Origin of the sequence: Arthrobacter sp. NPDC058127, assembly GCF_042884555.1 — a bacterium.
Classification (GTDB): Bacteria; Actinomycetota; Actinomycetes; order Actinomycetales; family Micrococcaceae; genus Arthrobacter.
In genome coordinates this window covers 144899-164746 of sequence record NZ_JBHVTT010000006.1, presented here as the reverse complement: position 1 = coordinate 164746, position 19848 = coordinate 144899, and the positions used below count along the sequence as shown (strand labels likewise).

At 62.7% G+C, this 19848-nt stretch carries 18 protein-coding genes; 8 read left to right on the top strand and 10 right to left on the bottom strand.

Going from position 1 to position 19848, the window contains the following annotated elements:
• Window positions 1–80: 80 nt before the first annotated feature.
• The 5 genes from ACFVTG_RS11420 to ACFVTG_RS11400 all read right to left on the bottom strand — a co-directional run bounded on the left by ACFVTG_RS11420 (window position 81) and on the right by ACFVTG_RS11400 (window position 5644).
• On the bottom strand, window positions 81–659 hold the full coding sequence (locus ACFVTG_RS11420; protein WP_390280472.1) for a VanZ family protein: 579 nt from the start codon (window positions 657–659) through the stop codon (window positions 81–83).
• 510 nt (window positions 660–1169) lie between these two features.
• Complete coding sequence (locus ACFVTG_RS11415) at window positions 1170–2018, bottom strand: SDR family NAD(P)-dependent oxidoreductase (protein WP_390280470.1); 849 nt, start codon at window positions 2016–2018, stop codon at window positions 1170–1172.
• Entirely contained in the window at window positions 2018–3430 is a 1413-nt protein-coding gene (locus ACFVTG_RS11410) for an aldehyde dehydrogenase family protein (protein ID WP_390280468.1), read from the bottom strand. Before ACFVTG_RS11410 ends, ACFVTG_RS11415 begins: the two co-directional genes overlap by 1 nt.
• Window positions 3431–3479: 49 nt before the next feature.
• Window positions 3480–4283, bottom strand: coding sequence for a MoaF C-terminal domain-containing protein (locus tag ACFVTG_RS11405; protein WP_390280466.1), 804 nt, complete (start codon window positions 4281–4283; stop codon window positions 3480–3482).
• Between the two features lie 44 nt (window positions 4284–4327).
• Window positions 4328–5644 (bottom strand): APC family permease, encoded by a 1317-nt coding sequence (locus ACFVTG_RS11400; RefSeq protein WP_390280464.1) that lies wholly within the window; start codon window positions 5642–5644, stop codon window positions 4328–4330.
• A 361-nt stretch (window positions 5645–6005) separates the two neighbouring features.
• Here ACFVTG_RS11400 and ACFVTG_RS11395 point away from each other — a divergent pair, with 361 nt between their 5' ends.
• A complete protein-coding gene (locus tag ACFVTG_RS11395) occupies window positions 6006–6617 on the top strand; it encodes a TetR/AcrR family transcriptional regulator (RefSeq protein ID WP_390280462.1) in 612 nt (203 codons plus the stop codon).
• Between the two features lie 35 nt (window positions 6618–6652).
• Here ACFVTG_RS11395 and ACFVTG_RS11390 read toward each other — a convergent pair whose 3' ends face one another.
• Both ACFVTG_RS11390 and ACFVTG_RS11385 read right to left on the bottom strand, forming a co-directional pair.
• Window positions 6653–7960, bottom strand: a complete 1308-nt coding sequence (locus ACFVTG_RS11390; protein ID WP_390280460.1) for a flavin monoamine oxidase family protein — start codon at window positions 7958–7960, stop codon at window positions 6653–6655.
• A gap of 36 nt (window positions 7961–7996) precedes the next feature.
• Window positions 7997–8350: a cupin domain-containing protein gene (locus ACFVTG_RS11385; RefSeq protein WP_390280457.1), complete on the bottom strand. Its 354-nt coding sequence runs from the start codon at window positions 8348–8350 to the stop codon at window positions 7997–7999.
• A gap of 120 nt (window positions 8351–8470) precedes the next feature.
• On the opposite strand from ACFVTG_RS11385, the gene ACFVTG_RS11380 reads away from it, so the two are divergent.
• The gene (locus tag ACFVTG_RS11380; RefSeq protein WP_390280455.1) at window positions 8471–9061 is read left to right on the top strand and encodes a TetR/AcrR family transcriptional regulator; all 591 of its coding nucleotides are present in this window, start codon (window positions 8471–8473) and stop codon (window positions 9059–9061) included.
• 4 nt (window positions 9062–9065) lie between these two features.
• Here ACFVTG_RS11380 and ACFVTG_RS11375 read toward each other — a convergent pair whose 3' ends face one another.
• Both ACFVTG_RS11375 and ACFVTG_RS11370 read right to left on the bottom strand, forming a co-directional pair.
• Window positions 9066–9404 (bottom strand): hypothetical protein, encoded by a 339-nt coding sequence (locus tag ACFVTG_RS11375; RefSeq protein ID WP_390280453.1) that lies wholly within the window; start codon window positions 9402–9404, stop codon window positions 9066–9068.
• 39 nt (window positions 9405–9443) lie between these two features.
• Window positions 9444–10427 carry an AraC family transcriptional regulator gene (locus ACFVTG_RS11370; RefSeq protein WP_284753020.1) on the bottom strand — a complete coding sequence of 328 codons (984 nt, stop codon included), beginning with the start codon at window positions 10425–10427 and terminating at the stop codon, window positions 9444–9446.
• 299 nt (window positions 10428–10726) lie between these two features.
• Between ACFVTG_RS11370 and ACFVTG_RS11365 the strand changes: the two genes are divergently transcribed.
• From ACFVTG_RS11365 to ACFVTG_RS11340, 6 genes are all read left to right on the top strand, one after another.
• Window positions 10727–11521, top strand: a complete 795-nt coding sequence (locus ACFVTG_RS11365) for an SDR family oxidoreductase (protein WP_390280451.1) — start codon at window positions 10727–10729, stop codon at window positions 11519–11521.
• Window positions 11522–11716: 195 nt separating this feature from the next.
• The gene (locus ACFVTG_RS11360; RefSeq protein ID WP_390280449.1) at window positions 11717–12958 is read left to right on the top strand and encodes a styrene monooxygenase/indole monooxygenase family protein; all 1242 of its coding nucleotides are present in this window, start codon (window positions 11717–11719) and stop codon (window positions 12956–12958) included.
• 51 nt (window positions 12959–13009) lie between these two features.
• A complete protein-coding gene (locus tag ACFVTG_RS11355) occupies window positions 13010–14794 on the top strand; it encodes a flavin reductase (protein ID WP_390280448.1) in 1785 nt (594 codons plus the stop codon).
• A 15-nt stretch (window positions 14795–14809) separates the two neighbouring features.
• On the top strand, window positions 14810–16399 hold the full coding sequence (locus tag ACFVTG_RS11350; protein ID WP_390280446.1) for a phytoene desaturase family protein: 1590 nt from the start codon (window positions 14810–14812) through the stop codon (window positions 16397–16399).
• 8 nt (window positions 16400–16407) lie between these two features.
• Window positions 16408–17184, top strand: a complete 777-nt coding sequence (locus ACFVTG_RS11345; protein ID WP_390280444.1) for a cyclase family protein — start codon at window positions 16408–16410, stop codon at window positions 17182–17184.
• Window positions 17181–18857, top strand: a complete 1677-nt coding sequence (locus ACFVTG_RS11340) for a thiamine pyrophosphate-binding protein (RefSeq protein ID WP_390280442.1) — start codon at window positions 17181–17183, stop codon at window positions 18855–18857. Before ACFVTG_RS11345 ends, ACFVTG_RS11340 begins: the two co-directional genes overlap by 4 nt.
• Before the next feature lie 116 nt (window positions 18858–18973).
• Here ACFVTG_RS11340 and ACFVTG_RS11335 read toward each other — a convergent pair whose 3' ends face one another.
• Window positions 18974–19837: a PaaX family transcriptional regulator C-terminal domain-containing protein gene (locus tag ACFVTG_RS11335; RefSeq protein WP_390280441.1), complete on the bottom strand. Its 864-nt coding sequence runs from the start codon at window positions 19835–19837 to the stop codon at window positions 18974–18976.
• Between the last annotated feature and the right edge of the window lie 11 nt (window positions 19838–19848).

Genomic DNA, 19848 nt, shown 5'->3' with positions numbered 1-19848 from the left:
TAGACAACCCCATCCGGGGGCTTCAAAGGGGCCTAGCAACCCTAGGGCCGCTCTGCTCGGAGGCCAGATTATGGTTGTATTCACATGTGTAGTCGGATGATGAAGAAGAAGTAGACCCAGACGGGCATCGAAAGCAGTGAAATCACGGCCATTGCGGTCCGTTCCCGGGATCGCTCGCGCAGGATCGCGGAGAGCAGCCAGAATGCGAGCATTCCGATGAGTCCTCCGACGCAGTTCAGAATCACGTCGTCGATGTCCGATGCTCTAACCGCAAACACGCTTTGGATGATCTCCACGGCGACGCTGACCGAGGCGACCGTGAGTATGGTCGGCCATGCGGCCGCCCGATGTCGGAGCCACGATGCGTAGACTCCGAGCGGGATGAAGGTCAGGATGTTCCCGACGACGTTGGCGAACGCCACTCTCTCGGTCCCGGGAGAGTGGCTGAACGCGTATTCCGCGATACTTGCGAACGGGATGAGATTGATCGATCTTTCCGAACCCGGTACACGAGAGAAGAGAAGCAGCTTCAGCAGGAAGGCCGCGTAGAGGGCGAAAACGGCGAAGATGGCCACGGTCTCCGCTTTCGCCCGTTTCGTGGTGAGTCGCCTGCTCGGCACATCATCCGTGACCGCGGTGGGTTTCGGCTGTACACACATCCGCAGGACGATACAGAGGCAACCTGTCGTGCTCCTGTGAGACCTGGATTCGACAGCCGCCGCAGATGAGCGCAACGTGGCCGACCTTGGATCCAGGCCGCACGAAAGCCATCGCCGCGATGATGCCGGATTTAGCAGGACGCCCAGGGGGCCTGCGTTACGGCAATCAACCTGGTCCGTCGGCCGCATCCGAGCTGAGCCAGTTCGCCGGCATCATTCATCAGCGATGCGTCCGTGTGTCCGGCGTTTGGCGTTTGGTGGTTAGCGAAGCAGTCTTCGGCATGCGCATTTTCACCCGTTACACGACCAGAAGTGTCTCACCGAGTGTGTCTCACTGGGGGATCCCCACAAGGCCTTGAGGTGCTGCTTGCAAGGGCTCGGCCACCCAAAATCGCCTTTGTTGTAGGTGGCGGGCCATAGGCCTCTCGCGCGAAACGAAGGTCGGATGACCCCGGGCGGCCTGACGTGGCCGCCCGGGATCATCTCACTCAGTTAGCGTTCGTATGTCGATTAGCGCTGAAGGTTAGGCGCTCCTTGGGATCGGGTCGTCTGAACATTGGTAATTTTGACGCGTGGATCAAGGGCGAGGGAACCAGGATCGACGGCGATCATGCCGCCGTCGACCGGCAACACGGCGGCGTTGATGTACGACGCTTGATCTGAGAGCAGCCACGCGATGACCCGTCCCACCTCACATGCCTCGGCCGGCCGGCGACTTGGCACGAAGGAGGTGGAGACAGAGTATGCGTCCTGGGGTTCCAGTCCAAGTTCTGCCCCGTACTCCGCCATTTCCCGGTCTGCCATTTCCGTCCGGGTCCATCCTGGGCATACAGCATTCGCCCTGACGCCGGATGGTCCGTAGTCCACTGCGACAGACTGGATGAGCATGGCCAGCCCCGCTTTGCTTGCGTTGTAGCCGGCGATGCCTTCGCTGGCCCTGAGCGCCGCAGCAGATGCGACTCCGACGATGGCGCCTCGGGCTTCAATGAGGTGCGGCATTGCTGCCTTGGCCAGGAGGAAGGGGCCTGTCAGGTTGGTGCGGACCATGTCATCCCAGTCTCGGGGTTCGAGGTCCCCCACAGCGCCGGCCCGGACGATGCGCGCATTCAGCACCAGGCCATCGATGGATCCAAACCGGCCAACGGTGGTTTCAACAAGCCGGTGGATGTCAGCGTTCGATGCGCCATCAGCCACGAAGGGGACGGCGCCGGTAGACGCGGCAACGGCTGCCAGGTTCTCGGAGCGACGCCCGCAGATTACAACGTCCCATCCTTGGGCGCGAAGGGCCGCCGCTGACGCTGCTCCGATACCTGTGCCTCCACCGGTGACAATGGCCACGGGGTGTGGGTTCGTGTTCATCAGCCGTTGATCACCTGGGGAATGCCCAGCGCTTTGAGGCCTTCGACGCCGAATTCGAGGCCGTAGCCGGATTGTTTGGCCCCGCCGAACGGAATGCGGGGGTCCACGGCGCCGTGTTTGTTGATCCAGACCGTGCCCGCTTCGAGGCGTGCTCCAACCTCGCGGGCGGCGGTGAGGTTGGGGGACCAAACGGAGGCGCCGAGTCCGACGTCGACCCCGTTGGCCATCTGGATTGCTTCGTCCACCGTGCTGTAGCGGATGATGGGCAGGGCGGGGCCGAACTGCTCTTCGGCGACGAGGGGGTTGCTGTTGTCGATGTCGGCGACGAGGGTGGTGGGGTAGAAGTTGCCGGGCTGGCCCGGGTCCGGATTGCCGCCGAGCAGGATGCGGGCGCCGGAGTCGCGGGCGGCGTCGACGAGCCGGGCGACGATGTCATACTGCTGCCTGTTCTGCAGGGGTCCGAGCACGTTCGCCTCGTCGAGGCCAACGCCCATGGGCATCGCGGCGGCGACTTTGGTGAGTTCCGAACACACCACGTCGTAGATGTCGTCGTGGACGTAGAGGCGTTTGAGCGCCGCGCAGGTCTGGCCGGTGTTGATGAAGGCGCCCCAGAAGAGGCCTTCGGCGATCGCTTTGGGGTCGGCGTCGGGCAGGACGATGCCGGCGTCGTTGCCGCCGAGCTCCAGGGTGAGGCGCTTGATGGTGTCGGCCGAGGATTTGATGATCGACTTGCCGGCGGCGGTCGAACCGGTGAACATGACCTTGCCGATAGCCGGGTGTTCGGCCAGGCGGGCGCCGACGTCGCGTCCGCTGCTGACTACGGAAAGCAATCCTTCGGGTAGTTCGTCGTTGATAACGGCGGCCAGCGCCAGCACACTCAGCGGCGTGTTTTGCGACGGCTTGACGACCACGGCGTTGCCCATGCGCAGGGCAGGGGCGATCTGCCAGATGGTGATCATCATGGGCCAGTTCCAGGGGCCGATGGCGCCGACGACGCCGATGGGCCGGTAGTGCAGTTCGGCGCGGGTTTCGCCGTCGTCGACGATGGTTTCGGGGTCGAGCGGGGTCGCGGCGGTGGCGCGCAGCCACGCGGCGCAGGCGCCGACTTCGAAGCGGGCGTTGGGGCCGTTGAGCGGTTTGCCTTGTTCGCGGGAGAGCAGGCGGGCGAGTTCTTCGGCGGAGCGTTCGACGGCGTCGGCGGCCTTCAGGAGCGCGGCGGACCGGGCGTCGTGGCCCAGAGCGGCCCACGCCGGCTGGGCGGCTGCTGCGGCGGCGATTGCGTGCTCGAGGTCGTCGACAGTGTGCACGGGCGCCTGCCCAACGGGTTCGCCCGTGGCTGGGTCCAGGATGGTGCGGCTGCCTTGGCCGGGGGCCGCGGAGATCCTGGCGAGCATTGAATCGTACGTTTCCATGGGGTACTCCTCTTCGAGTAGCTAAGTGAAGCCTTGGCTCGATATCCAGTTAGTGTTTGTGGGTGTCCTGCGGGTATTCAGTGGTATTCAGCACGCTCAGCCGGGAGTTGAATGGCAGGATCACGGGTTCCGCGGCGGGATCGTCCCATCCGAACATGCGTCCGATCGAGCGTTGTTCCCGGAGATCGACCAGCAGCACGGCCTCGACGGTCATGACTTTCTCTGTCCAGAAGAAGATGTACAGGTCATCCGCGACGTCCCAGGTCATGCAGCGGTCGGTGTCGGCGAGTCCTGCCTCGCCGCCCCGGATGCAGTTCCAGGTGAAGGTGCCCGGGTTCAGGTAGATGTGTTCGTAGGTTTCGACGTCGCTGTAGCGGTAGAAGATCCGTTTTCCGACCAACCCGGTGGAGCGTTGGTGTGTGGCGGCTGTGCCAAGTGTGTTCGTGTGGCTGAATTCGGTGGTGCTTCGGGTTTTGCCGTCGACGGTGACGAACGTGGAAACGCCGGCGGTGACGGCCCCGGTGTTGCGGTCGAGAATGATGGTGACGTTCTCGGCGTCGACGCCTTGGCCCCGGACGAAGTCAATGATGAAGATTCCGGGGCGTGCCTCGATGGCCTTGTAGGTGGCTGTGCCGCTCTGATTGGCGTCACCTCCTGAGACGCGCCAGGTGAGAGAAGATGCATCCTCGAACCCGTATTCAGTGGTGGACCCGTCCTCTGCCGGGAGGCGGAGGACGGTGCCTGCAAGCGCTTCGGAGGCCGGGAGGGTCTGGTCTCCGAAGCCGTCCAGCATGGCGGATACCGGGGGCCACTGGTCTTCGGGGATGTAGTCCTGAAGTTCCGTTGAGGTCATGGTGTCGTTCCTTTTGGTATTCATGAAGGGCTTGATGTCGGTCGCTAGAGGATTTCCGCGGCGTAGTCGATCGAGGGTTTTTGCGTTCCCCGTACGAGTCCAGCCGCGAGGAAGATCGGTATGCCAAGAAGGAGCCAGCGCGCGACTCCTCCTGCACCGCCGAGCAGGGCGTCGTAGTTATCCAGCGTCAGGTATCCGATGACGATGAAGGCCAGGACGGACAGTGACGGGGCGATCACGGTGACCCAGAGATTGTCCCGGATGCCGTTTCGGGCGAAGAACGCGACGATCGCGACTGATGTCAGCAGCAGGATGGTGATAAAGCCGGCCGTGCCCAAGGCGACGAACCAGGAGAAGACGATGCCGATGGGGTCGGCTCCGGTCAGCAGGAAGGCGCTGATCACGATCAGGACGACCCAGGCGTTGACGAGGCCGGCGAAGGACGGCGCTCCGGTTTTGGAGACGGAGGAAAGCCTGGCGGGCAGGGCTCCGGCCCGGCCAAGCGCAAACAGGTACCGGGAGAACATGTTGGACAGGCCCAGGAGCATGGCGATGAAGCTCGTGACCACAAGGATCTGCATGGCGACGCTTAGCCATGGGCCGGCGCTGGCATTGGCGAGGTCGAAGATCATGCCCGCGGGGTTGTCGCTTGCCTCTTGTTGGATGTGGTCTATTCCGATGGAACCGCTGATGGCCCAGGTGGACAGTGTGTAGAACACCCCGACGAAGGCGATGACGAGGTATGCCGCCCGGGGAATAGTCCGCCTTGGATTTTTCGCCTCTTCGGCGAAGACCACCGTGGCTTCAAAACTCGTGAAGCAGGCGAAGGCAAAAAGCATCGAGATCCCCAGGCCTGGACCGAAGACGTTCGATGCCGTGAAGCCCTCGAAGGTGAAGATTCCCAGCCCCTTCTGGGCAATAAGGGAAAACACCAGGGCCGCGACCACGAGGGTTTCTCCAAGGATCAAAACTCCCAGGACCTTTAGGCTCGCGTCGACGCCCTTCATCGTCAGTCCTGCCGTCAATGCCAGGACGACGACGATCCAAACGTAGACGGGTATGCCGATTCCGGTGAGGCTTTCAACGAGTTGCTGGGCGAAGACCCCGAACTGGGACCAGAGACCGATCTGCAGGCTGAGATAGGTGAGGATGGCGATGCCGGCCCCGGCGGTGGCCCATTTGTTGCCCAGTCCCTTTGCAATGTAGGCGACGAAGCCTCCTGCGTTGGTGATGTGGTGGCTCATCCGCAGGTATCCGACCGAGAACAGAGCAACGAGCAGGGCCGCGATGGTGTAAATCACCGGGGTCCCGGGGCCGCTTGCCGAGAAAAGCACCGGGCTGGCACCTACAACGGCGGCCATGGGAGCGGCCGCGGCGATGGAAAAAAGGCGACAGCGATGACGCCGAGCTTGTTCGGCTTCAATCGCACTGTGGGCACGTTGGACATCGGCTCTACTAATCCGAGACCTGCCGAGGTCTCGCCTTGTTCTTGATTCATGAGATGGCTCTTTCAGAAGCGCAAATGGCGGAAACGCCGATGCTGAAGGGGAAATTTAGAAAGCCCTGCTTTCGCGCGCCAATGCGCGGTAGCGGGTAGGTCCGAAGCTCTTTTCGAGGACTGCGACCCTGGGAGTGATCCCCGCCACATCCAGAACTCTACATCTGTATAGTTTTCTCTGTCAACGGCCTTTCGGTGCCAGCCGACGAGGCTAGACTCGCCTTATGAGCCAGCATTCACGGAGGTTGCCGTACGGAGACGGCCGCGACGCGCTTCTGGCGGCGGTGATCGACGTCGTCGCAGAAAAAGGCCTCAGGGGTGTCACGTATCGCGCGGTGGCCGCTCGGGCCGGCGTGAACCATACGCTTGTTACCCACCACTTCGGATCCATCGAGGGACTTCTGGCTGCCACCATGGAGTGGGCCGTTCAGCGCTCCATCGAGGAGACGGGACTGGCCGGTATCGCGGACTTTGATGAAGGATTCGCCGACTCGCTCATGGCTACGGTGTCGGCTGAACCCGAACTGCAGCTCTTCCAGTTTGAAATGCTCCTCGAGTCCAGGCGCAACCCGAAGATCCTGGCGATGGTGGAACGGCTTTACAAGACCTACGTGGGCACCGTCGAAGAGGCGTTGAGCCAGCGCGGTCTCGACACCACCGGCGAAGCGTCCCTGGCCATCTTTGCCGCCCTGGACGGCCTCATGCTCCAGTTCCTCACGATCACCGACCCCGCGAAAATCAGGTCGGCCGTGATCCAAGTGGGCAAGCTGGTGTCCGGGCTGCCGAATTCCAGCGACGCCTCCGGCGAATCCCGGCGCCCGGCAACCACCAGCTGAGCATTTAGTCCCGGCCGTCATTGCGGCACTTCATGTTAAACCGGCGTGGCGTCTTGGATGGTGCGGGCTGCTTCGAGGCCGCTCTCGATGGCTCCGTCGATGAAACCGCCCCAGCCGGCGGCGAAATCAGAGCCGGCGAAGAGGAGGCGGCCCTGTGGTTTCTGGAAAACGGCCAGAGCCTCGGTGAGATATCCGGGGCGATGCATGGGCCACGTCTCCCCGGACAGGGGGTCTGCCGTCCAGTCATGGCTTGCGACCTCGAGAACTTCCGCGTCGGGGACTAGTAGGTCGATGGCGGCTTGCACCTGGCCGAGGTCCGAGGCGTCCAGCTTTGAGGAATCGGGGCCAAAGGCCACAAGGATGGTGTCTTCGTCTTGGTCATACTCTGTCTGGGCAAAGTTAAGCGGCCAACCGGCGGACCCCAGTGCAACAAATGGCTTCCGCGTTCCTTTGACTTTGATCCAGGCTTTGATGCCTTGGGAGACCTGCCCCTCGGAAACGGCCTTCTTGCTGGATTCCGGGAGCGGTGGCTCGAAGGAGATCCTATGCATTGCGCCCAGGGGTAGAGTGCAGACCACGTGATTCGCCCGATAGATGGAGCCGTCCGCGGCCCTGACGGTAGCGCCCGCCTCGTCGTGTTCGACCGCAACCACCGTCTCATTCAGCCGGATGTCTGTGCCCGCGGCCATGGCCTGGATGAGCGCCTCGGTGCCGCCCTGGATTTTGAACGTGGCGCACGCTTCAAAGCTGACCATCCAGTCCCCGTTGGTGAGCGCGACCCAGCGGAGGGCCTGCGTAAATGCCGCATCGTCTAGGGGTCCGTTGAAGTTCAGTGCCCAGAAGGATTCCAGGATGTCCTTGGAATAGTCGGTGATCTGCAGCTCTGCGATCTTCTTCGGCAGTGGCGTTGCATCAATTTCCCTGATTTCCGGATTCGCCCACGGGATGAAGGGCTCTGGGAAATACCGGCGTGATTCGTCCATGAGCCTACGGTTGGATGCGTCGATATCACCTAGCAGTTGCTCTGGGTCGCCCTGGTGTCGCTTCCCGTCCGCCCACCAATAGGCGGTCTCCGGGACCGGACTCTGCACGGTCCCCAGGCCGTACCGTTTCATTTCTGCCCAGACGTACGGCTGGGTCCAGTGCACCCAGGCGCCGCCAATCTCGAGCGGGCGGCCCAATCGGGTGTCGAGCCAAGTCCGCCCCCCGATGCGGTTACGCGCTTCCACAACGATCACGGAGCGGCCGGCCTGGCGCAGTTCGCGGGCGGCCGTCAGACCTGCAAAGCCAGCACCGATAATGACGACGTCTGCGTGTTCGGTCCAGGAGATGGATTCATTCATGATCATGCCTTTGGTGGTCCTATTCGGGGAGCCGGGTTAGGAGTAGACGAAGAACTCGGTGGTGGTTTCAACGACGCTCCAGCGGGTCCGGGCGCCCTTGTTGAAGGACGCAGCCGAACCTGGCTTCAGGTCAAAGCTCTCGCTTCCTTCAACTTCGATCAGGAGGTGTCCTTCGATGATGTGGATGGTCTCGTCGGCCTCGATCAGCAAATCGAAGGGCTCCGGTGCTTCCTCGGGTGTCACGTGCCAGAATCCGGCGGACAGGGCGGGGCGGTTCCCGTCGCCCGGCCGGCGGACCCACTGCACCCGTCCCAGGTCGAACGGCTCATACTTTTCCGGGTCAAAGGCGTCGTGGACGGTGAATTCAAGTGCGGACGTGGGTGTGGACATGGTGTCTCCTTGGTGTTGATGCTGAAAATAAGCAGATGCTTAGTTGTGGTGAGAATCACATCTAAGCATCTGCTTAGCTATGCCGTCAAGACTGTTTCGAAGGGCATTAGACTCTGCCTTATGGAAGAGTTCGTCAGTGCCGGTTATGGCACCGGCAGGGAAGCCCTGCTCGCCGCTACTATTCACGTGGTGGCACGGAAGGGGTTGCGGGGTCTGACGTACCGTGCCGTCGCCGAGATCGCCGGCGTGAACAACTCGCTCGTGGCCCATCACTTCGGTAGCCGGGATGCCCTGATCGAGGCGGCGCTGGAGTGGTCGGTCAGCCGGTCGATTGGCCTGTCCGGGCTGGAGAACCTGCCCTCGAATGAAGACGATTTTTGCCGCAGCCTCATGGCGCTCATACGCGAAAACCCTGACCTGCAGACGTTCCAGTACGAAATGATCCTGGAGGCAAGACGGCGTCCGGAACTCGCTGGCGCGGTCCGCCACCTCTACGAAAGCTACATTTCGGCGCTATCGGCCGGACTTGGCCGCCTGGGATTAGGCAGTGATTCGGGGGCGGCGCAGGCCGCCTTCGCGGCCCTTGACGGCCTGGTGCTCCAACTTATCGCCGGCGTGGACGAGGAAGGCGTTGAGCGTGCCATCCGCTATCTGTGGACAATCCTGGCCCGGTCGGCCGAAGCCGGATCCCAGCCAAACCTCAAGGCGTGAAGGGTTATCTCATCAGGGCCTGGCCGCCGGCGAGGAGGAAACCATCAGCCAGGTGCAGGGGGAGTTCCATGGTTCCGGTCGCGGGGCCGTGCAGGTCGTTGAAATGGTTAGGGACCAAGTAGACGAGGGAGTCGGCGATGGTGTGCCGGTGCTCGGCCGGCGCCGAGACGTAGTCACGGAGCCGGGTGCGGATGAGTTCGGACACGGACGTGCCTTCCCGCACTGCTTTGCGGTGGGCTTCGTTCCGCAGTTCGTCACTGACTCGGATCCTGTGCCGCGGTGTCCCTGCCGACATGGCGCGCTGCCTCGGAATGCCGATCAGCGCGATCATCTTTTCCGGCATGAGTTCACCGGTCCCGTGCCATCGCGGAAGCGTTCTCTGTTACCGCCGCAGACTTTCCGAGGGCAGTTCCCCAAAGGTGTCCAGATACAAAGCAGAGAAACGTCCCTGATGGGAGAATCCGCAGCGCTCGGCTATCGAAATGATGGTTTGCTCGCCCGGCTCGGCCTCGAGAAGCATTTCCCGGGCGCGGTCCAGCCGTACCCTCCGCAGCAGTTCCGACGGCGTTGCCCCTGTCTCGGAGCGTAGGGCGAGTTGAAGGGTGCGGACCGAAACCCCGAGGTTCTCCGCTATGTCCGGGACGGCAAGATCCTCCGATGAATGATGTTCCAGGAGCTCCCTGAAGCGCCGAATCAATCTGCTCTCAGAATCCGGGTTGCGGTCACCGCTTTCCGCGGGGGCGTCGTCCATCGCCATGAGCAGTCGGGACAGCATGGTGTCCACCAGAAGCTTCTGGACAAAAACGGGCGCGGCGCCGTCGGCCTCGCTGATCATGTCGTCGTGGAGTTCGACGACGGATCTCAGGAAAGCGCGTCCGGCGGCTGTGGCGAGGTTCATCGAATAGCCAAAGTCCACCGCCTTGCTGGCAGCCTCACCATAGACCTGTTCGGCCACGGTAGCGAGTGCCAGGCGGCGCACGTAGACGATCAAATGGGGGGTTCCTTGATCCCAGGCCATTGAAAAAGGGCGATCGACGGGTGGAACGGTCGCGACCCTGGGGCTGGAATCCACGGTGCTTGAGCCCACGTCCATGCGGGCGTGCCCCGCCAGTGGAATCTGGATCAGATGGAAGTTTTCCAGGCCTTGGGGGTCGATCCGGACGTCCGCACCGTAGTCCAGGTACTCGATTCCGACGTCGCCTCTGTGCAGGGAGCGTAGCTTCATGTCCACCGACGTTCCACGCGTGCGAGGAACGAGGTCGTGGCCGCAGAACAAATTGGCAATCTTCTCGTGTGCGTCATCGACGTCGGTCGTGGCGACCGTGGGGAGGCCCCTCAAGACGTCGCGCGGAAGAATCCTGACCATTGGCACCGACTTTCCCAGGGTTTCGCTTTTCGGATGTGCCCTGCGCCAAGTGGATATACCGGTTTTCAGGGTGTGAATAGAGTCACTTCTAGGACAAGTATGACGCAGGTCATACAACAGCAACAACGAATCCACCTTAGCGAGGTGAGCGGAAATGAAGAACGTCAAGCTCGTGCACGAGCGGCGCGTGGAGTGGGAACGGACTCACCCACGGCCAATCCCAAGACCGTCCGCGAAGTAGGCGACCGTCCCACCCAAGCAATCAACCATCCCACTGATTACCGATGAAAGGTTTGGCGATGTCCGGACTCTCAGGCAGGACCGCAATCGTTACCGGAGGCGTGACAAAGATCGGCCAGGGCGTAGCTGCCGCACTACGCGACGCGGGCGCCGCCGTCGTCGTCGCAGATATTGACGCCGCAGGAGGCGCCCAGGTGGATGCCCTGGGCGGCGGCATCCACTTTTCGCAGACCGACATCACTGACGATGCGGCGCTGTCCCGCCTCATGGATGAAACTGTCGCACGGCACGGCAGCGTCGACATCCTCGTGAACCTGGCCTGCACCTATAAGGACGACGGTGCGGAATCCGGCCGGAGCGACTGGCTTGAAGCACTGAACGTCAACCTGGTCAGCGCTGTGATGGCTGCCAAGGCCGCGCGGCCCCACCTGAAGGCCTCCCGGCACGGCGCCATCGTGAACTTCACTTCGATCTCCAGTTCCGTTGCCCAGACGGGGAGATGGCTTTACCCCGCCAGCAAGGCGGCCCTTGTTCAGCTGACCAGAAGCATGGCGGTCGATTTCGCCGAGGACGGGATCAGGGTCAACTCGGTGAGTCCGGGGTGGGTCTGGAGCAACATCATGGATACCCTCAGCAACGGAAACATCGGCAAGACGGATTCTGTTGCCGCGCCGTTTCATGTGCTGAAGAGGGTTGGCCGTCCTGAGGAGATCGGCGACGTCGTCGCCTTCCTCGCAGGTGATCGGGCAAGTTTCGTCACCGGTGCTGACTGGGCGGTCGACGGCGGGTACTCCGCGTTGGGCCCGGAACGTGCCGAGGAGACCATACCCCTGCTCGCGGCTGAAGAGAGGTGAGTGCAAGTGAAGAACGTCAAGGTGGTTCACGAACCGCGCCAGGGATGGGAACAAACTTGCCCAAACCGGCGCCAAGGCCGGCCATCAACTAGTTTCCCGCTCCCAGTTGGGCTAGATTCCCATACCGTGTTCGCGGCAGCGGGACCCAAATCATCCAGACATGCCGAGAAGATCTAAGGACAAAGGGGCAACAACATGACACAACGTCACATCACCATCGTTGGAGCAGGGCAGTCGGGGCTGCAACTGGGAATCGGGCTGCTGGATGGCGGGTTCGCCGTAACCATGGTTTCCAACCGAACTCCCGAGGAAATCCGGGAGGGCAAGGTCTCCTCAAGCCAGTGCATTTTCCACGACGCGCTGGAACACGAACGCAGCCTTGAACTGGATTTCTGGCCGGACGCCCCGACTGTCGACGGGATCTCGTTCACCGTTCCCCATCCTGAAAATCCGGGAGAGAAGGCCATTGGCTGGGCCTCCCGGCTGGACAACCCTGCCAAGTCGATTGACCAGCGAGTGAAATTCCCGCGCTTCATGGAAGCCTTTGTTCAACGAGGCGGCGAACTGATATTTGAGGATGCGGGAGTAGAGGAACTCGAAAGATACACACGGGAATCGGATCTCGTCATTGTCGCAGCGGGTAAGGGCGAAATTGCGCAGCTCTTCACCCGGGACGCCGGGCGAAGCACCTACGACGCACCGCAGCGAGCACTTGCGCTGACGTACGTGAACGGCATGACGCCCCGGGAGGAATATTCTGCCGTTTCCTTCAACCTCATCCCCGGGGTCGGGGAATGCTTCGCCTTCCCCGCGCTGACAACCACGGGACCCTGCGAAATCATGGTCTTCGAAGGCATTCCAGGTGGCCCGATGGACTGCTGGAAAGGCCTCACGCCGCAGGAGCACTTGGAAACCTCCAAGAACATCCTCAAAGCCTTCCTCCCGTGGGAAGCAGACCGTGCTTCCGGCGTCGAACTCACCGATTCGAACGGTTTCCTGCAGGGACGGTTCCCGCCGACGGTCCGCCACCCCATCGCTACGTTGCCCAGCGGCAAGCAGGTGCTGGGCCTGGCCGACGTCGTGGTCCTCAACGATCCAATTACCGGCCAAGGATCCAATAACGCCAGCAAATGCGCAGCTTCCTACCTGAAGAGCATCAAAGAACACGGTGACGGCGTCTTCGACGCTGCCTTCATGCAGGCCACCTTCGAAAGCTACTGGAATTACGCCAAGCACGTAGCCCAATGGACAAATGCCCTCCTCGCGCCGCCCCCGCCGCATGTCCTGGAGCTTTTTGGTGCAGCGAACCAGTCGGCGGAAATCGCCAACAGGTTCGTGAACGGATTCAACAACCCGCCGGACTTCCAGGAGTGGTTCATGTCCCCGGACAAGGCGGCCGCCTACTTGGCGAGCGTCGACGCCGCCAGGGTCTCCTAGCCACGCCCTCTGGCAATTTGCTGAACAACGTCGTGTGAAGGAAGTCTGGAAATGCGAACGATTGCAATTATCGGTGCGGGCGAATCCGGCGCCCAGCTGGCCCTGGGCCTGCAGCGGGAGGGGTACGCGATTACGCTCTTCTCGGATCGCTCAGCCACCCAAATCCGGACGGGCAAGGTCATGTCCAGCCAGTGCATGTTTGCCACCGCCCTCGCCGCGGAGGCCCAGCTGGGCCCGGCGCTAAGCGGACTCTATGACAGCGGGGCGGTGCCCGCCATCAATGCCATCCGAGTGCGGGTCGACGGGGGAGGCTCGGCGGATCCGATTGACTGGGAGGCCCCCTTGGATGCGCCGGCACGCTCGATCGACCAGCGGATCAAGAGTGCCGCGTGGATCGAGGCATTCGTAGCCGCCGGCGGCGACTTCCGAATCGAGAAGGTCACTCCGCACGTGCTCGAGGAACTCGCACGCGACTACGAACTGGTCATCGTCAGCACCGGCAAGGGCGAGATCGGCCAGATCTTTCCCAGGGACAAGGCCAAGTCACCCTTCGATCGTCCGCAGCGGGTCCTCGCGCTCAACTATGTCAGCGTTGGCAACCCGGGCGGGGAGCAGCCTGGGGCGGAACAAGAGCCCGGTGCCGGAGAGCTGCCGGGGCAGCGCGATGACAGCATTCGCATGTCCATGGTGCCCGGGGTCGGGGAGTTCTTCACTTTTCCCGGACTGACCATCTCAGGGCCCTGCCAAATGATGGTCTTCGAGGGAGTCGTGGGTGGTCCCATGGACCGCTGGAGCGACGTCCGCACGCCGGACGAGCAGCTTCAGCGTTCACTGGAAATCCTGGAGGAACACTTCCCGCATGAAGCAAAGAACTTTGCGGATGCAGTCCTCACGGACGAAGGTGCGACTCTCCTGGGACGCATCACCCCTACCGTGCGTTCCGCAGTGGGGGAGTTGGGCAACGGCGGACTGGTTTTCGGCCTCGGAGATGCGGTGCTGCTCAACGACCCGCTCACGGGCCAAGGCTCAAACAACGCAACCTTGGCTTCCCGGTACTACCTGGACTCCATCGTTCGCAGGGGGCAGGAAGCCTTCGACCGGAAATGGATGGAAAGGACCTTCGACGAATTCTGGCGTGGCTGGGGTCAATGGGCGGTCACCTGGACGAATGACATGCTCAAGCCACGCAGGGAACACCAAAAGGCGGCGTTGGGCGAGGCCTCGGAGCATCCTGCCCTGGCTTCAAGCATCGCGGCCGGATTTGATGATCCCCGAACCTTCCATCCATGGTGGTTTGACCCCGCGGCAGCGGAAGATTTCGTGCAGTCCAAGAAATCGGAAGACTCCGCCGCCTTTGACCTGAGGGACTTCAGGGGCGCGCTTGGACAGTTTGCCACCGGCGTCACCGTGGTCACCACCCTTGCGGCGGACGGACGGAAAGTGGGCATGACCGCCAACTCCTTCACCTCCGTCTCCATGGAACCCCCTCTGGTGCTGTGGTGCCCCAGCAAACGGGCTCCAAGCCTCACCGACTTTGAGGAATCCACCTATTTCGCGATCAACATCCTTGCGAGCGACCAGCACGTGCTGTCGCGGCAATTCGCCACTCCCTCTATCGACAAGTTCGAGGGAGCCGAGACATCGGAAGGAATTGCGGGAGTTCCACTGTTGGACGGGGCGGTGGCCACTTTCCAGTGCAGGACCGTATCCCGGCACGACGCCGGCGACCATGTGATCTACGTGGGCGAGGTGGAGAAATACGAAAACCCGGGCGGAGCGCCCCTGGTGTTCCACGGCGGGAAGTACCACGCCACCGCCAGCCATCCGGACTTCTGAGAGAGGAGGCACCGCATGACCTCCAGTGAAATAGCGATCATCGGTTCAGGGATCAATTCCCTGGTGGCCGCAGCGGAGCTCGCCCTCGCGGGGAAGCAGGTGTGCCTGATCGAACGGCAGGACAGGCTCGGCGGCTTCATCCACTCCTCGGAACGGACACTGCCGGGCTTTGTCCACGACACCTTTTCCTCTTGGCATCCCTTGTTCGTGTCGGGAGGCGCCTATCAGTCCTTGGGACGGGAACTGCATGCCAGGGGGCTGGAATACTGCAACACGGACGGCGCCGTAACAGCCAGCGTGGCTGGCGACGCCCGGACCGGCGCACACCGGGTTGCCATAGCCCACCGCGACCCGAGTGTCACTGCGGCGGGGCTCCATGCCCCGGAGGACGAAGGCGCCTACCTCACGATGCTGGAAGACCTCGGCCGCAACGCCGGGACCGTTTTCGGTGCATTCGGCGCTGAACTTCGATCCTTCAAGCAGGTCCTGAAAATCGCCTTCGGCGCCTTGAAGCGAGGGAAGATCAAGGGCACGGAGGCGTTCGTGCGGGACTCCGTGATGAGCGGACGGAACTACCTCAGGAGCCGGTTCGACGGGTGGGAGGCAGACCAGCTCTGGTCCCCATGGCTGCTCCACGCCGGCCTTGGCCCAGACCAGGCCACTGGCGGCGTCATGTTGCCCGTCATGGCCATGAGCATGCACACCCATGGCCTTCCCGTGGTCAAAGGTGGTGCCTCGAACTTTGTTGCCGCCTTTGAGTCCCTGCTACGTGAAAAAGGCGTACGGATTCTGTTGGATACAGATGTGGACGAAGTCCTCATGGAAGCCGGCAAAGTTGTGGGCCTCAAGACGTCCAACGGCCCCATCGACACGAATACGGTCCTTGCCAACGTCTCTCCGCAAGCCCTGTACTCCCGGCTGCTCAGCCAAGCACCGGACGGCACAGCCAAAGCCGCCGTACGGTACCAGAACGGCCGCGGCGCAATGCAGATCCACCTCGCTCTGGACAAACCCGTGGAATGGCTGGACGCCAGGCTGAACACGGTTCCCCTCGTGCACGTGAGCAGCGGCTCCGACAGTACAGGCATAGCGTGCGCCCAGGCCGAAGCGGGTCTGCTGCCGGCGGAACCGACCGTGGTGGTAGGGCAGCAGTGCGTACTCGACCCTTCACGGGCCCCCCGTGGCAAGGCGACGCTCTGGGTGCAACTGCAGGAAGTGCCCTTCGCGCCCAGAGGGGATGCCGCAGGGGTGCTTGCCGTGGACGACGGTTGGTCCGTAGAGCTGAAGGAACAGTACATGGAACGTGTCCTGTCGCGGATTGAACAGTTCGCGCCAGGTACGCGGGACTCAGTCCTGGCATGGGACATCCTGGCACCCACTGACCTGGCCTCGGAGAACCCCAACGCCGTCAAAGGCGACCCCTACGGGGGATCTGCTGAGCTCTTCCAGAATCTGCTGTGGCGTCCCTTCCCTGAGGCCGCAGGACACAGGACCCCGATCAAGGGTCTGTGGCATATAGGCGCTTCAACCCACCCCGGTCCCGGGCTTTCCGGCGGCTCAGGTCACCTCGTAGCCCAAAGACTGAACAAATCATCAAAACCATAGGAGAACAAATGTCTGTCCTCAGCGGGCTCATGGCGGCCCTGTCCGATGGCTCGATCGAAGTCATCGACCTTACGACACCCCTCAGCGGTGATACCCCCGTACTTAGCCTGCCGCAGCCGCTCGCCAACACTGTAGGTCTCACGCTCTCGCCGCTGAGCAATTTCGACGACGCCGGACCCGCCTGGGCGTGGAACAACGTCACCGTCGGTGAGCATGCCGGCACCCACTTGGATGCACCTGTCCACTGGATTACGGGCCGCGAGGGAAAGTCGGTGGACCGGATCGAGCCCCGGCGCCTGGTGGGCCCCGCCGTCGTCATCGACAAGAGGGCCGAGGTAGCGCAGGACCCTGATTTTCTGCTCGAACCGGAGCACCTTGAACAGTGGCAACAAGAGCACGGTCAACTACCCGAGAACTGCTGGGTGATCTTCAGGACCGGCTGGTCCGCCCGCGGACGAAATGCGGCGGACTTCGTCAATGCAGACGAAAGCGGTCCGCATACTCCCGGAGTTTCTGTTGCAGGCGCCAAGTGGATTGCCGGCAACGACGGAATCAGCGGGTTCGGCGTGGAAACCGTTGGCATCGATGCCGGCCAGGCGGCAAACATGGACCCCATGTTCCCGGTCCATTCCTTCCTCCTCGGGGCGGACAAATACGGAGTGACATCGCTCCGGCAGCTAGACCGCCTCCCGGTCGTAGGCGCCACCCTGGTGGTCGCGCCGTTGCCGATCGTTGGTGGAACCGGCAGCCCGAGCCGTGTCTACGCCTTGGTGGAGGCTTCATGAACGGGAAGGCTCAAGTGTCCGTGCTGGTAGGGAGGACCCTCGCCCGCTTGGGAGTCGGACACGTCTTCGGCGTTGTTGGCAGCGGCAACTTTGAGGTCACCAATGCCCTCATCAAGGAAGGGATTCCCTATACGGCGGCCAGGCACGAGGGCGGGGCGGCCACCATGGCTGATGCCTACACCAGGATGTCGGGGAAGGTGGGCGTGGTGACAACCCACCAGGGTTGCGGTTTGAGCAACGCCATCACGGGAATCGGTGAAGCAGCGAAGAGCCGCACGCCCCTCATCGTGCTCACTGCCGACACCCAGACCGCCGCGATCCGGTCGAACTTCAAGATTGACCAGGACGCGCTTGCCCGAAGCGTCGGGGCTGTGGCCGAACGGATCCACTCAGCCGACACCGCAATCGCAGACACGGTGAGGGCCTTCCGGACCGCCGTCAATGAACGTCGCACCGTTGTCCTCAACCTGCCCCTCGACGTGCAAAACGCAACGGCGCCGGATCTGCTTGGCGATATTGGGATTCAGGAACCATCCCGGATCAGGCCCGATGCCGCTGCCGTGGAAAAACTTGTGGGCCTGATTGCCGAGGCCCGCCGTCCGGTCTTCGTCGCGGGACGCGGCGGGGGGGGCGCCAGGGACTCCATACTGGCATTGGCCCGGCATGCGGGGGCGCTCGTGGCAACTTCCGCCGTCGCAAGCGGCCTGTTCAACGGCGATTCACACAACCTGGGCATTTCCGGTGGCTTTTCGTCCCCGGTTACTGCGGAGCTCATCAGCGGAGCGGACCTCATTGTCGGATGGGGCTGCACCTTGAACATGTGGACCATGCGGCACGGAAGGCTGATCTCCGCCGGCACCAAAGTGATCCAGATCGACGTCGAAGACGCAGCCCTGGCCGCCAACCGGCCGATCACCCTCGGCGTGCTGGGCGACTCTGCCCTCGTGGCGGAGGACGCCGTGGCGGCCTTGCGCAGGATCCAGCCGGCCTCCGCGGAAAAGTACCGCACCGAGCAGAACGCGTTGACCATCAAGCAAGGCTCACGGTGGCGGGACGTTGAAACACCGGACCTGTCCACGGCGACGTCCATCGATCCGCGGGTGATCAGCCGGGAACTCGATTCGATCCTCCCGGCAGACAGGATTGTCGCCGTCGACTCGGGCAACTACATGGGATACCCGAGTCAATATCTGGCGGTGCCGGACGAGTTTGGCTTCTGCTTCACCCAGGCCTTCCAGGCAATCGGCCTGGGCCTGTACACGGCCATAGGTGCAGCCGTCGCCCGCCCGGATCGCCTGCCTGTCCTCGGCGCGGGCGATGGCGGGTTCCTGATGGGCATCACGGAACTGGAAACCGCCGTGCGCCTCAAGCTGCCCCTCGTCTGCATCATCTACAACGACGCCGCCTACGGCGCCGAGGTCCACCACTTCGCCGAACACCACGGGGACGCAGAGCTGGGCACCGTGTGCTTCCCGGATACCGACGTGGCAGCCATCGCCAGGGGATACGGCGCCGACGGCGTCACGGTCCGCACGGTGGATGACCTCCAGCCGGTGCGTGACTGGGTTGCTTTGTACCGCAACGGGAAGCAGGAACGCCCTCTCGTGATCGATGCAAAGATCGCCTCGGATGGCGGATCCTGGTGGCTGGCGGAGGCGTTCCAAGGCCACTGACCCATCATCGGCCTGGAACCCGCAGGCCGGGCCGTCAACGAAGGGGCGTTGATTCAGCGAAGGGGCCGGGACCGGCACAACGGGCCCGGCTCCTTCTGACGGCCGTGCTGTCCGGACTAATTTGCGCCGACGACGGACAAGGCGTAGCGCTGGGCCTTGGGTCCAAGGAGTTCGTGCAATCTTGTAAAGAGTTCCTGGGCGGCGAGGCCGTGCCAGTTATCGGGCAGGTACTCCTGGGGAAGTCCAGGGTCCATGTAGGGCAGCCGACGCCATTGGGTGACCATGGGGACATAGTCGGCGAAGGCCTGCTTCAGCAGCTCGGGGGACTCGGAATCCCCTTGTTCGTGCTGCAACCACCGCTGGAGGACAGGCTCGTGCTGCTCCATGAAGTCGGTGTAGAGCGCTTCAAGCGAGGGCAGGTCCCACCATTGCCCCACTTTCTCGTGGATGTGTCCCTCGGTCAGGTGAGTCGCCTTGAACAGATCGACATAGTCCATGAGGCCGGCGCGTCGAAGTAGTTGTTCCACCTCGTGTGCCAAATTGCCGGGTGCGATCCACAACCCCGGGGACACCTGGCCGCACCCGATACGGGTCAGAATGGTCCTCAGCTTGTGCCGTAGGTGCCTCTGGGCCTCAGGGACAGAGAACGACGCCACGAGCCAGGCGTCGTCCTTCTTGGCGCGGCGTGGAGCGAAAATACGTTCGTCGCCTGCCGTGAAGACGTCCTCAAGTTCGGGTGAAAGCTTGTAGGCAGCGGAGCCTCCACGCTTCAAGCTGACGAGCACGCCGCGCTTCTTCAGCCGCGACACGGAAGACCGTACACCTGCCGACTCCACTCCCAGGTCGCCTAGAAGCTGGATGAGGTCGGCAACAGCGAATGTCCCGTCCTGGTTGCGGGCGTAGAGGCCATACACGGTAACGATCAGGTGTTGATGGCGTGGCATCGGGGCAACGTCGGGGACAGCATCGGCGTTGGCCATTCAGTACTACC